13 protein-coding genes are annotated in these 13,559 nt (G+C 61.7%); all 13 read left to right on the forward strand.

Translation table 11 applies throughout. The features are described 5' to 3' along the window. Nucleotides 1-6: 6 nt before the first annotated feature. The 13 genes from LC531_RS14680 (at nt 7) to LC531_RS14740 (ending at nt 13,339) form a co-directional block, all read left to right on the forward strand. Nucleotides 7-891 (forward strand): cell division protein FtsX, encoded by an 885-nt coding sequence (locus LC531_RS14680; protein ID WP_223651492.1) that lies wholly within the window; start codon nt 7-9, stop codon nt 889-891. A 93-nt stretch (nt 892-984) separates the two neighbouring features. Continuing rightward, on the forward strand, nt 985-1,335 hold the full coding sequence (locus LC531_RS14685; protein ID WP_223651494.1) for a DUF3098 domain-containing protein: 351 nt from the start codon (nt 985-987) through the stop codon (nt 1,333-1,335). Nucleotides 1,336-1,437: 102 nt separating this feature from the next. Then, nucleotides 1,438-2,268, forward strand: a complete 831-nt coding sequence (locus LC531_RS14690) for an undecaprenyl-diphosphate phosphatase (protein WP_223651496.1) — start codon at nt 1,438-1,440, stop codon at nt 2,266-2,268. Nucleotide 2,269: 1 nt separating this feature from the next. After that, entirely contained in the window at nt 2,270-3,121 is an 852-nt protein-coding gene (gene truB, locus LC531_RS14695) for a tRNA pseudouridine(55) synthase TruB (RefSeq protein ID WP_332874872.1), read from the forward strand. Nucleotides 3,122-3,150: 29 nt separating this feature from the next. After that, on the forward strand, nt 3,151-4,101 hold the full coding sequence (locus LC531_RS14700) for a bifunctional riboflavin kinase/FAD synthetase (protein WP_223651498.1): 951 nt from the start codon (nt 3,151-3,153) through the stop codon (nt 4,099-4,101). A gap of 77 nt (nt 4,102-4,178) precedes the next feature. After that, nucleotides 4,179-5,459, forward strand: coding sequence for a carboxypeptidase-like regulatory domain-containing protein (locus LC531_RS14705; RefSeq protein ID WP_223651500.1), 1,281 nt, complete (start codon nt 4,179-4,181; stop codon nt 5,457-5,459). 67 nt (nt 5,460-5,526) lie between these two features. Further along, the gene (locus tag LC531_RS14710; RefSeq protein ID WP_223651502.1) at nt 5,527-6,735 is read left to right on the forward strand and encodes a carboxypeptidase-like regulatory domain-containing protein; all 1,209 of its coding nucleotides are present in this window, start codon (nt 5,527-5,529) and stop codon (nt 6,733-6,735) included. 24 nt (nt 6,736-6,759) lie between these two features. Then, a complete protein-coding gene (locus tag LC531_RS14715; RefSeq protein ID WP_223651504.1) occupies nt 6,760-7,461 on the forward strand; it encodes a CoA transferase subunit A in 702 nt (233 codons plus the stop codon). Nucleotides 7,462-7,614: 153 nt separating this feature from the next. After that, nucleotides 7,615-8,829 carry a serine hydrolase domain-containing protein gene (locus LC531_RS14720; RefSeq protein WP_223651505.1) on the forward strand — a complete coding sequence of 405 codons (1,215 nt, stop codon included), beginning with the start codon at nt 7,615-7,617 and terminating at the stop codon, nt 8,827-8,829. 67 nt (nt 8,830-8,896) lie between these two features. Next, nucleotides 8,897-9,562, forward strand: coding sequence for a 3-oxoacid CoA-transferase subunit B (locus LC531_RS14725; RefSeq protein WP_223651506.1), 666 nt, complete (start codon nt 8,897-8,899; stop codon nt 9,560-9,562). Between the two features lie 47 nt (nt 9,563-9,609). Next, the gene (locus LC531_RS14730; RefSeq protein WP_223651509.1) at nt 9,610-10,740 is read left to right on the forward strand and encodes a hypothetical protein; all 1,131 of its coding nucleotides are present in this window, start codon (nt 9,610-9,612) and stop codon (nt 10,738-10,740) included. A gap of 93 nt (nt 10,741-10,833) precedes the next feature. Beyond that, nucleotides 10,834-11,391 carry a hypothetical protein gene (locus LC531_RS14735; RefSeq protein ID WP_223651511.1) on the forward strand — a complete coding sequence of 186 codons (558 nt, stop codon included), beginning with the start codon at nt 10,834-10,836 and terminating at the stop codon, nt 11,389-11,391. A gap of 400 nt (nt 11,392-11,791) precedes the next feature. Further along, nucleotides 11,792-13,339 carry a carbon-nitrogen hydrolase family protein gene (locus tag LC531_RS14740; RefSeq protein ID WP_223653973.1) on the forward strand — a complete coding sequence of 516 codons (1,548 nt, stop codon included), beginning with the start codon at nt 11,792-11,794 and terminating at the stop codon, nt 13,337-13,339. The last annotated feature ends 220 nt before the right edge of the window (nt 13,340-13,559 follow it).

The following is a 13,559-nucleotide window of genomic DNA, read 5'->3' on the forward strand; positions in this document are numbered from 1 at the left end:
GCCGCTATGTCCCGGCCCCGCAAGAAGAAACTCGGCTCCTACCCTACCCTACTGGTCGTGTTCAGCATCACGCTGGCGCTGGTGGTGACCGGGCTTTTTGGTCTGCTGCTGCTGCACGCCCACAAGCTGGGCGAGGCCGTGCGCGGCAACCTGGAGGTGCAGGTATACCTGGACCGTGACCTGCCCGAAACCGAGTTGCTACGCTTGCAGCAAGACCTGGCCGGGCAGCCCTACGTGGCTGAGCAGAACGGCCGCCCGCAAATACATTTCGTGAGCAAGGAGGAAGGCGCGCGCCAGCTACTGCAAACCACGGGCGAGGACTTCCATAATTTCTTGGATGACAACCCGTTGCGCGATGCCTACGTGCTCAATATCCGGCCTGAGTACACCGATACCACGCACCTGCGGCAATTGGGCCGCAGCCTGGAGCAGCAGCGCGGCGTGTTTGAGGTGCAGTACCCCAAGAGCCTCTACGCCAGCATCAACCAGAACCTGGCGCGGGTGAGTCTGCTGCTGCTGGCCTTCGCGGCGGTGCTGGTGCTGGCGGTAGTCATTCTGATAAATAATACGATAAAGCTGGCCATGTTTTCGCAGCGGCTGCTTATTCGGTCCATGCAACTGGTGGGCGCAACGCGGTTCTTTATCCGGCAGCCGTTCATCCGGCGGGCTACCTGGCAGGGCCTGGCCAGCGGCTTGCTGGCCGCGCTGGTGCTGCTGGGGCTGCTGCAATACGCTTACCTTGAAGTCACCCAATTGCGCCTGCTGCGCGATGACTACCTCCTCGGCGCGCTGCTGCTGGGCGTGCTGGGGCTGGGCACCGCCATCGGCTTTTTCAGCTCGTATTGGGCCGTTACTAAATACTTAAACGTCTCGCTCGACGAGCTTTATTAGGTTTCTGGTTCCTAAGTTCCTGGTTTTTAGTTCCTAGTTTGGACGACAACCAGAAACCAGGTAATAGGAACTCAAAGGAATTAGAAAGAAACTATGCAACCTTCCATTCGCTTCGCCTTCGGGCCCCGCAACTACCGCCTGATGTGGCTGGGCCTGGCCGTGCTGGCCGCCGGCTTTATCACCATGATGCTCGACGGAGCCGATTACGGCGAAGGTTTCCTGGGCCTCACGCTGGGGCCAATTCTGCTGTTCGTGGGCTTCGTAATTGAGTTCGCGGCCATTCTAGTGCGCCACACGCCCAGCGAGCTGGTGCCGGACGCGCCGGTGGTGGCCGCCGCGCCCTTCGTGGCCAGCCTCAAGCCGGCCGCTCCGCCGGTGGCCCCGCCCGCGGCGGCCCCTACCCCCCCACGCCCGGCCAAGCCGGCCTACAAGCGCCCTGGCTAGGTTTTGGCTTGTCGCCGCCTGTCATTGTGAGCTGTTTGGCCTTGCGAGCGCAGCGCGGCAAGGTCAAACAGCTCACAATCAACAATTAACAATCAACAAAAAATGACTTATTGGCACGCGCTGCTGCTGGCAATAGTGGAAGGAATCACCGAATTTCTGCCCGTATCGAGCACTGGCCACATGATTATTGCTGCCCGGCTGCTGGGCGTGGAAATGACACCCTTTGCCAAGCTTTTTCTGGTCGTAATTCAGCTCGGGGCCATTTTATCGGTGCTGGTGGTGTACTGGAAGCGCTTTTTTCAGAGCATCGACTTTTATCTGAAGCTGCTGGTGGCGTTCCTACCCATCGTGGTGGTGGGGCTACTGCTCAAAAAATACATTGATGCGCTGCTGGAATCCGTGACGACGGTAGCCGTGATGCTGCTGCTGGGCGGCATCGTGCTGGTTTTCATTGATAAGTGGTTTCCGCAGGAGGATTCGCAGGCGGGCGGCCACCCCGTCACGACGCCCAGCTTTCGGGAGGCGTTCACCATTGGCGTGTTTCAGTGCCTGGCCGTGGTGCCGGGCGTGAGCCGCTCGGCGGCCACCATCATCGGCGGCCTCACGCAGAAGCTGACGCGCAAAGCGGCGGCCGAATTTGCTTTTTTCCTGGCCATGCCCACCATGGCGGCGGCCTCGGCCAAGGATATGTATGACTACTACAAGGACGCGCACGCGCAGGGCACGAGCCTAAGCAACCTCTTCACGGGTCAAGAAGTAAAATTGCTGCTGCTCGGCAACGTGGTGGCTTTCGTGGTGGCGCTGCTGGCCATCCGGCTGTTCGTGGGCTTCGTGACGAAGTATGGTTTCCGCGCCTTTGGCATTTACCGCATTATCGTGGGTGGGTTGCTCTTACTGATGATTGGGCTGGGCCTCAATTTGCAACTGGTTTAGTATGAGTGCGAAAAAGCAGCTGGCCGACTTTGATTTTGAAACGGGCGAAGTGTTGCTACTTGATAAACCGCTGACCTGGACCTCCTTCGACATCGTGCGCAAGGTGAAAAACGCGCTGCGGCCGCGCAAAATCGGCCACGCCGGCACGCTCGACCCGCTGGCGACCGGCCTGCTCGTTCTCTGCACCGGCAAGAAAACCAAGGAGATAGACCAGATTCAGGCGCAGGAAAAAGAATACGAAGGTACCTTCCGCCTGGGCCAGACCACCCCGAGCTTCGACCTCGAAACGGCCGTGGACGCCGAGCGCCCCTACGCCCACCTCACGGAAGCGGAAATCCGCGCCGCCGTGCTGCCCTTCCTGGGCAAAATCGAGCAGACGCCGCCGCTATTTTCGGCCGTAAAGGTGGCTGGCAAGCGCGCTTACGAGCTGGCGCGCCAGGGCCAGACGGCCGAGATAAAAGCCAAAACCATTGAGATTAAGACTTTTGAGTTAACGCGCATTGCACTGCCGGAAATTGATTTTCGGGTAGTGTGCTCGAAGGGCACCTACGTCCGCAGCCTGGCCCGCGACCTGGGCGCGGCGCTGGGGGTAGGCGCGCACCTCACGCGCCTGGTGCGCACCCGCATCGGCGACTATCGCCTGGCCGATGCCTGGACCATCGCCCAACTTGAGGCCCTGCGTCCGCCCCGGCCCGAAGCTGCCAACGCCGCTGGCGCGGCCCCTGCCCCCCGCGAGCGCCGCCCCGCCGCGCCCCGCGCCGGCCTAGCCTACTACGCTGCGCAGCAAGCCGAAACGGCCGCGCCTACCCCCCCTGCGGAGGCGGAGGCAGCGCCGTCGCCCGCATCTGCGTAATCCTAAAAATCCGCGTCAATCTGCGATTTATGGTAGTTATCACCGACCCTGCCAACTTTCCGCGCCTGGCGAATGCCGTGGTCACCAGCGGCACCTTCGACGGGGTGCACCTGGGGCACCAGCGCATTTTGGCGCGGCTGCGGCAGGTGGCCGACGCGGTGGGCGGCCCCGCGGTGGTTATCACCTACTGGCCGCACCCGCGCTTGGTGCTGGGGCCGCCGCCCTCGCACCCCGAACTGCTCGAATTGCAGCTCCTCAACACCCTGGAGGAGCGGGTGGCCCGGCTCGCCGAGCACGGCGTGGACTACCTGCTGGTGATGCCCTTCACCCGTGAGTTTGCGCAGTGGACTTCGGAAGAATACGTGCAGGAATTATTGTTGAAAACGGTGGGCACTAAGCATTTAGTCATTGGCTACGACCACCGCTTTGGTAAAAATCGGGAGGGTGGCTTCGACTACCTGGGCCAACATGCCGAGCGATACGGCTTCACGGTGGAGGAAATACCGCGGCAGGACGTGGATGCCGTGGGCGTGAGCAGCACCCGCATTCGGCGGGCGCTGCGGGCCGGCGAGGTAGCTACTGCCAACGCCTACCTGGGCTATCATTACCCCCTCACCGGGCTGGTGGTGACGGGCCAGCAGCTGGGCCGCACCATCGGCTACCCCACGGCCAACCTGCAGGTGCCCGAGCCGCTCAAGTTGGTGCCGGCCATCGGCATCTACGCGGTGTGGGCCACCACGGCGGCGGGCACTAGGCACCCCGGCATGTTGTCCATCGGCGTGCGGCCGACTATCGGCGCGGACCTGGCGCAAACTATTGAGGTGAACATCCTGGACTTCAGTGGCGACCTGTACGGGCAATTCCTGACGCTGGAGTTCGTTGCCTGGCTGCGGGGCGAAGAAAAGTACGACGGCCTGCCCGCCTTGCAGGCGCAATTGTTGCTGGATGCGGAGGCTACGCGGGCGGCTTTGTCAATTTAGGGTTGCGTAAGCCGCTTGTTATTGCGAGCGCAGCGCGGCAATGACAAGCGGCTTACGCTTCTACCTGTCAAATATTTATGAAAAAACTTCCTTTCCTTTTTTTACTCTTTATCGCTACCCTCGCCGCTCACGCGCAGGGCAAGCTAACGGGGGTAGTGCTGGACTCGGCTACCCGGCAGCCGCTGGCGTTCGCCAGCGTGTTTTTGGCCAATACTACGCTGGGCGCGACGACCACTGAGCAGGGCGAGTTCGTGTTCCCGAAGGTGCCGGCGGGCAGCTACGACATGGTGGGCTCTTACGTGGGCTATAATTTGAGCAAGCAGCCCGTCACGGTGGGCAAGGCGGCTGCGCCCCAGAGCATCACGCTGACGCTGAGCGCGTCGGGGCCGACGCTGGGCGAGGTGGTGGTGCACGCCAGCCCGCATAGCCAAGAAGATTATGACAAGTTTTCGGGGCTTTTTCTGGGGCAGACGGCGTTTTCGCAGCAGTGCCGCATCACTAATCCAAAGAACGTAGTGGTGTTTATCAACGACTCGACGCAGGAGCTGGTGGCTTCGGCCAAGAACTTTGTGGAGGTGGAAAACGACGCCCTGGGCTACCGCCTGAAATACTACGGCATGAGCTTCCGCTTCAGCCCCGACGGCCGGGCCGGCAGCTTCGACGGCCAGCCGGTATTTGAGGAAATGACGCCGCAGGACGACCAGCAGCGCCAGCAGTGGGCCGCCAACCGCGCTAAAGCCTATGCGGGCTCTTTCACGCACTTTTTGCGCAGCGTGTATACTAATACCTTAAAGGCGCAGGGCTTTCTCGCGCAGCGCGTGCGCCTGCAGCCCAACCCGGCCTACGCCCGCGCCGAGGCGCAGCGCCAGGCGCTGCTGGGCCAGCGGCCCAACGGCCCCTACTCGATTGCCCAACAGGACTCACTCGATGAGTGGGGCGGCGTGCAGCCGGCCTTTGCGGTGGTGTATCCGGGGGTGCGGCCGATTGACAGCATCCGGCACGTGTCGGCCGACCGGCAGCACACGTACCTGCGCTTCACCGGCGATTTGCAAGTGGCGTATTTTGGCGAAACGCCCGACCCAGCTTATGGCCAGCCTATGTCGCCGCTGGGCTACTCGCGCACGCCCTACCCCGCCGAGCGCGAGGTATCGAAGGTGCGCCTGCTGGCCCGGCAGGTCGAAATTCTGCCCAATGGCTCGCTACACGACTCCGAGGCTGTGGCACTGGGCGAATACTGGGGCTTTGAGAAAATCGGCGAGTTTATGCCCCTGGACTACGAGCCGCCAGCTACCTTAGCTCCTACCCCCGCCGCGCCGCCGCGCGCGCAGCCGGCCAGCGGCCGGGCGCAAATGCGGTAAGCCCGGCTGGGTGGGCGCACCTATTTTTGCAAAAAGCTCTTTCCATTCCGGGCTTTTGCATTTACCTATGCGCGCTGGCTGGCTCTTTTTATTGTGCCTATTGCCAGGGCTGGCACTGGCCCAAACCAGCCTCAGCGGCACGGTGCGCGACTCCGTGACGCGGCAGCCGCTACCGTTTGCCAGCGTGTTTTTGGTGAATACCACGCTGGGGGCTACTACTAATGAGCAGGGGCACTACGTGCTGCCGGCCGTGCCGGCGGGCCGCTACGAGGTGGCCGCCACGTACCTGGGCCACCGGCTGCGGCAGCAGTCGGCGGTGGCAGGCAGCGCGCCGCTCACCGTCGACCTGGTCCTACCCCCCGCCGCGCAGGCGCTGGGCGAAGTAGTGGTGCGGCCCCGCCTGGCGCTGGCCGATGACTACCAGCGCTTTCTGGAATTATTTGTGGGCACGTCCACCTTCGCGCGCCAGTGCCAGGTGCGCAACCCCGGCGCGGTGCAAGTGGACTACGACCCCGCGGCGCGGGCGCTCACGGCCGGCGCGGCGCGGCAGCCGCTGCTGATTGATAACCTGGCGCTGGGCTACCGCCTCACGTTTTATAACCTGTCTTTCCGGGCCGATTTTGCCGACCAGTCGGCCACGCTTACCACGCTCAGCCAGGTGGTTTTCAAGGAGATGGCCGGCACTGCTAAGCAACAAAAGCAGTGGGCGGCCAACCGCCTACGGGCTTACCAAGGGTCGTTTATGCACTTTTTGCGTAGCGCCTACGTGGGCGATGTGGTGCAGCAGGGCTTCCGGCTGCAACGCTTGCAACGCCTGCCCAACCGCCGCTGGGCCGCCGCCGATAGTCTGGTGCACGCCCGGCAGGCCGCGGGCCAAATTCTGAACCAGAGTAGCCTACCCCCCTCGGTGTGGCAGCACCTGGCCGAGCCGCACGTTATCTCGATACTTTATGAACCTTACCTGCCGCCCGACAGCGTGCGCCGCGCCGACGCGGCCGGCCGGGTGTGGCTGCGCTTCCGCGACCTGCTGGCCGTGACCTACGACGGCGAGCGGCCCGATGCTAACTTCCACCTGCCGGGGGCCGTATCGGGCCGGGCGGGGCCACGCTACCAAGAGTCGGTGGTGCATTTGCAGCCGCCCCCGGCCGCCGAGCTAGCGCCCAATGGCGTGCCCGTGCGGCCGCTGGCCCTCGTTACGGAAGGCTACTGGGGGTTTGAGAAAATCGGCGAGCTACTGCCCCTTGACTATCTTCCGCCCGCTTTTCCCACTCACTGACTTCGCTTGCGAAGTCCTCGCTGCATGATAACTAAGACGGTACCTGATGCCCGCGCCGCCCTCGCGGGCCTCGCCGATGGCATGACCCTGATGCTGGGCGGCTTCGGCCTCTGCGGCATCCCCGAAAACGCCATTCAGGAGATTTTGCGGCTGGGCGTGAAGGACTTAACCTGCATCTCGAACAACGCGGGCGTGGATGATTTTGGCATTGGGCTGCTGCTGCAGCGGCGGCAGGTGCGCAAGATGATTTCGAGCTACGTGGGCGAGAACGCCGAGTTTGAGCGCCAGCTACTGGCCGGCGAGCTGGACGTGGAGCTGATTCCGCAGGGCACGCTGGCCGAGCGCTGCCGGGCGGGCGGGGCGGGCATTCCGGCTTTTTTTACCCCGGCCGGCTACGGCACCGAGGTGGGGGTAGGGAAGGAAAGCCGCGAGTTCAACGGCAAGATGTACCTGCTCGAAACCGGCCTCACCGCCGATTTTGCGTTCGTGAAAGCTTGGCGCGGCGACACGGCTGGCAACCTCATCTACCGCGGCACGGCCCGCAATTTCAACCCCATGATGGCGACGGCCGGGAAGATTACCGTGGCCGAGGTAGAAGAACTGGTGCCGGCCGGCGAGCTGGACCCGAATGAAATTCACACGCCGGGTATCTTCGTGCAGCGCATTTTTCAGGGTGAGAATTACGAGAAACGCATTGAGCAGCGCACGGTCAGGAACACTAATTAGCCCGGATTTTAGCGGATTTCACAAGTTTTGTAGGCGACACGGATTTTGTAGATGAAAGCTATGCGCAGCAACATGTTGACCTGGGTGCTGGCGCTTAGCGCTGTGGCACCGGCAATGGCCCAATCAGCAGCGCCGGCATCGGCGATACTGCCGATGGCGGCACCTGCTAGCGTGGGGGTCAGCCCCGAGGGGCTGAAGCAAATTGACCAGCTGCTGCAAGGCTACGTGGACGATGGCCGGCTGCCGGGCGTGATTGCCCTGGTAGCGCGCGATGGCAAGGTGGTGTACCGCAAAGCGTTGGGCTACGCCGACGCGGCAGCCAAAACGCCCCTGCGCCCCGACGCCATCGAGCGCATTGCCTCGCAAACCAAGGCCATCACGAGCGTGGGGCTGATGGAGCTATATGACCAAGGCAAGTTTCAGCTTGATGACCCCATCGCCAAGTACCTGCCGGCTTTTGCGCACCCGCAGGTGCTGGCCACCTTCCATGCCAAGGACTCGACGTTTACGACGGTGCCGGCGCGCGGTGAGATTACCATTCGGCAGCTGCTGACGCACACATCGGGCATTGGCTACGCGGTAATTGGCTCGGCCGAGGCGCGGGCCATTTATGCCAAGGCGCACATTCCGTCGGGGGTAGGGTCGCCGCAGGGCACGTTGGGGCCGGCCATCGACGCGCTGGCCCGGCAGCCGCTGATGAACCAGCCCGGCGAACGCTTCACCTACGGGCTGAGCGTGGACGTGCTGGGCCGCCTGATTGAGGTGCTGAGCGGGCAGCCGCTCGACCAGTACCTGCGCGCCCACGTGTTTGAGCCGCTGGCCATGCGCGACACCTACTTCTACCTGCCCACTGACCGGCAAAGCCGCCTCGTGCCGCTTTACAGCGAAGACGCAGCTCACCGCACGGTAGCCATGCCGACGACCGGTATGCTGGGGCTGCGGCCCGACTTCCCGAACCAGGCGGGCACGTACTTTTCGGGCGGCGGCGGCCTGTCTTCGACCATCGACGACTACGCCGTTTTCCTGCAAATGATGCTCAACGGCGGTACCTACGGCGGCCACCGCCTGCTAAAACCCAGCACGGTAGCCCTGATGACCCAGAACCAGATTGGCGAAGTGAACCAGGGGCTGAACAAGTTCGGCCTGGGTTTCAGCATCGTAACCCCGGCTGAGGCAGCCCAAACCGGGCAGTCGGTGGGCAGCTACGAGTGGGGCGGCGCGTTTGGCACCGACTACTGGGTGGACCCCAAAGAGCACTTGGTAGTCCTGCTTTACACCCAGAAATTTCCGCACAACAACACACCCGACCTGGTACCCCGCTTCCGCAAAGCCGTGTACGCAGCACTGGCCAAGCGCCAGGCCAAGTAGCGCAAACTTTCCAATTCGCGCTACTGCCAGCTGTCTTTTACTTTATCCCTACCCCCTTTTTTCACTCATGCTCGACAAACACGGCATCGCCAAGCGCATCGCGCAAGAAGTAGAAAATAATTCATACGTTAATCTCGGTATCGGCATCCCGACGCTGGTGGCCAACTACATTCCGGTGGGCATTAACGTGGAACTGCAAAGTGAGAATGGACTGCTGGGCATGGGGCCTTTCCCGACGGAGGACGCGGTGGACCCCGACCTCATCAACGCCGGCAAGCAAACCGTGACCACGCTGCCGGGCTCCAGCCTGTTCTCGTCGGCCGACTCGTTTGGCATGATTCGGGGCGAGCACGTGGACCTGACCATCCTGGGGGCGATGGAGGTGAGCGAGCGCGGCGACATCGCCAACTGGAAAATTCCCGGCAAGATGGTGAAGGGCATGGGCGGCGCGATGGACCTCGTGGCCTCGGCCAAAAATATTATCGTGGCCATGCAGCACGTAGCCCGCGACGGCTCCTCGAAGCTCCTCCCCGACTGCACCCTACCCCTCACGGGCCTGCGGTGCGTGAAGAAAATCGTGACCGAGCTAGCCGTGCTCGATGTGACCCCCGATGGCTTCGTGCTGCGCGAGCGCGCGCCCGGCGTAAGCGTGGCCCAGATACGGGCCGCCACCACGGGCCGGCTGGTAGTGCCGGGCGGCGACGACGCGGTGCCCGAGATGACGGGCGTGTAGCCAGGCGGGCAGTAGCGCGGACCTGAAAACTACTGTAAATTAGCTCCATGACGCACCGCTACGCCCTCCTCCTACCCCCCCTTCTGGCCCTGGCCGGCGGGGCCCTGGCCCAAACGGCCCCCACCATCACGGCGGCCGATATGCCTGTGGCCGGCGACTCGCTGCGCCTGAGCCAGGCGGCCGTGGTGCTGCCGGCCAGCGCGCCGGCCCTCACCATGAGCGGCCCTAGCCAAACGTGGGACTACTCGGGGCTGATGCCCGCCAGCCAGCGGGTGCAGCGCTATAATGCATTTGCCGCTTCGGCCACGGGGTTACAGCTACTTTTCTTTACCGGGGCCAACAAGGCTAGTATTTCTACCCCGCAGCTCCTACCCACCGGGGCCGGGGCCGCGCTGCCGATTACCGACACCAAGGAGTTCTTCAACCTGGCAAACAACCTCTTCTACTCAGTTGGCTTTGGGGCCACCGTGAGCGGCACGGCGCTGCCCGTGCTCTACGCGCAGAACAACGACGTCATTTACTCCTTGCCGGTGACGTACAGCAGCAACTCTACCACCGATTTTTTCTTAAGCAACTCGCTCATAACGGCTTCACTACCCGGCACGGGCTACCTCAGCCGCCAGCGTCAGCGCATTAACCGGGCCGATGCGTGGGGCACGGTTACTACTCCCTACGGCACGTTTCAGGCGTTACGGGTGGTTACCTCGCTGGCCGACCACGACAGCGTGGTGGTGGGGGCCGGCCCCGGCCAGGGCCTCGACCTGCCGCTCGTGCGGGAGTACAAGTGGCTGGCCACGGGCCAGCACGTGCCCGTGCTGACCATTACCACGGCCACCGTGGCGGGCCGCGAGGTAATAACGGGCGTGGAGTACCGGGATAGTTACCGGCACTTAGTGCCATTGGCCACGCGCGGCGCGGCCGGCCCAGCCGGCCTCAGCGCCTACCCCAACCCGTCGGCCGTGGGCACGGCGCTGCGGCTGGCGGCCCCGGCCGGGGGCGGGCCGCTGCGCGTGGTGGGCACCGATTTGCTGGGGCGGCGGCTGTTTGCGGTGGTGCTGCCCGCGCCGGCCGGTGAGGTCACGCTGGGGGCCGATTTATTCGGCGCTTTTCGGGGCGTGGCGTTGCTCACGGTGCAGTCGGCGCAGGGCGTAGCTACCCAGCGCGTGGTGCGCGAATAAGTCGCTTTCTACTAGCTAATAGCAATTTTTGATTGTTTACCAGCAACTACCGTATAAGCTTCTTGCCCAATTATTCCCGGCCTTTTATATAGGATGAAACATCGCTTTACCCAGTCGTCGCGCCTGGTGGCGCTCGCGGTAGCCTGCGGCCTGCTTTTGGCGGGCTGCAACTCAAAGGACCCTGAAATAGCAGGTAAGCAAATGGCCGATACCATGTGCCAGGCGTATCAGCTGCAGTCAGATAAAGTGTATGCGCTGCATAGGCAAGTGGCCGCGGAGATAAAGGCGGGCACCATTAAAACTCGGGTGCAATACGCTGACCGCAGCCACGAACTACTGCGGCCCCTGCTGCTGGCGGACAGCCTGCGAAGCGTCAAAATAGCTGAGTTGCTAGCCCAACTCAATGCCGACTTTCCGCAGCCGGAGGCACGACAGATAGCCGGTCGCTTCGTTACCGAAGGCATGGATGAATGTGATAAAGTGGTAGCCACCCGCGAGCAAACTCGCCCGGTTATTCACTTGATAGAGTTGAGCAGAGGCTTACAAGGGCCAGCCCCAACCGAGGCCCCCACCTATGATGATAACGGCAATTTGATGACCCCGCCGAATTTAATCTTGCAGCCAGACCCACAGCTACCAGTCGCTCACTGAACAGAATTAGAAAAAATCCCGAGAACGTCCCCCGTTTTATTGTAGCATACGGCCTCTGAAAAGCTACTTTGATTTTTAGACGTCTCAAAAAATTATTTCCGCCACGCTGGGCGCGGGCCGCTTTTCGCACTTATCAGCTTATCCAATCGTTATGAAAAGCTCGTTGGCTTCCGTCAGCGGGCTTTTTTGGGGTAATTTTACCTGCTTACTCTCTTTATTTTTACTTGTTTTTACCTGAATGGCTACTTCCTCCAACGGCAAAGCGACACCCGGCGGCGCACATCATAAGAAAAACGGCAAGCCCGCGCTCGATGAGCGCCTGACGCCCACCGCCGTGCCGGCCCACAAGCTGGTACTGCGCCAGCTGCGCCGCTCCGACTTCAAGGCCATTGAGGAAATCATGGACAAGGTGTACTCCAATATGGAAGGCGCATGGAAAGCCGACGAGTTCGCGGCGCTCATCCGCAAGTTTCCGGAGGGCCAGATTGGCATTGAAGATAACGGTCGGCTGGTGGCCGCCGCCCTGGCTATCATCGTGGATTACACGAAGTTTGGCGATAAGCACACCTACGCCAAAATCACGGGCAACGGCAAGTTTGACACCCACGACGCCGACGGCGACACCCTCTACGGCGTGGACGTATTCGTGGACCCTGAGTACCGCAGCCTGCGCCTGGGCCGCCGCCTCTACGACGCCCGCAAGGAACTGTGCGAAAACCTGAACCTGCGCGCGATGGTGGCCGGCGGCCGTATTCCGGGCTACGCCGCCTACGCGGGCGAGATGACGCCCGCCAAGTACGTGGAGCTGGTGCGCAACAAGGAGCTGGTGGACCCGATTCTGACCTTTCAGCTCTCGAACGAGTTCCACGTGCGCAAAATTATTCGCGGCTATTTGCCTTATGACTCGGAGTCAAAGGCTTACGCGACGCTGCTGGAGTGGATTAACGTATACTACGACGAGGAATTTGACAAGCTCATCGGCAACCAGAAGTCAAACGTGCGCATTGGCATCGTGCAGTGGCAAATGCGGGCCACGGCCAGCCTGGAAGACTTTTTCCAGCAAATCGAGTTCTTCGTAGATACCGTGAGCGGCTACAAGGCTGACTGCGTGCTGTTTCCAGAGTTTTTCAACGCCCCCATGATGGCGCTCACCGGCGAGTCGGCGGCGTCGGCGGCCATTCGGGGCATGGCGGCGTTTACGGAGCCCATCAAAATGCGCATGATGGAGCTGGCGGTGAGCTACAACATCAATGTAATCGCGGGCTCGATGCCGGTGTATGAAGATGGCATGCTCTACAATGTCAGCTACTTATGCCGGCGCGACGGCACCGTGGACGAGCAGTACAAGCTGCACGTGACGCCCGACGAGGCCAGCTACTGGGGCATGCGCGGCGGCGACAAAATCAAGTGTTTCGATACCGACTTTGGCAAAATCGGCATCCTGGTGTGCTACGACGTGGAGTTCCCGGAGCTAGCGCGCATTCTGAGCGACGAGGGCATGAAAATCTTGTTTGTGCCCTTCTGGACCGACACCAAGAATTCCTACCAGCGCGTGCGCATCTGCGCGCAGGCCCGCGCCATCGAAAACGAGTGTTACGTGGCCATTACGGGCTCGGTGGGCAACCTGCCGCGCGTCGAAAACATGGATATTCAGTACTCGCAGTCGGCCGTATTCAGTCCCAGCGACTTCGCGTTTCCGCACGATGCCATCGTGGCCGAGGCTACCCCCAACACGGAGATGACTCTCATCGCCGACCTCGACCTGGATTTACTTAAAGACCTGAATACCAGCGGTGCCGTTCGCAACCTGCGCGACCGCCGCAAGGACCTTTACAGCGTGAGTTGGGTACCGAAGAAAACTGAGCGCGACGAAGAATTGCTCTCGCAGGGTGAGGAGCGCCAGCCGGCCACCAAGCCCAGCCGCCGCAAGGCCATCACGGCGGGGTAGGGTCTATAGCATCGTTTCTCTTTCAAAGTCAGGGAGCCGCTTCGTAAGGAGCGGCTCTTTTTTTAGACGCTGTCAGTCAATAAAATGACTTTAGCTATTGACTAGCTTATGACGAACTGAAACAGCTATGTAAGCTCTTGACTAACATTATTTTGCTTTCTCATCAAAATTAAACCGATTTTAATTTCATAAATACTTCATCCAATCGTGAGGCAAAGGC

The organism is Hymenobacter psoromatis (assembly GCF_020012125.1).
Classification (GTDB): Bacteria; Bacteroidota; Bacteroidia; order Cytophagales; family Hymenobacteraceae; genus Hymenobacter; species Hymenobacter psoromatis.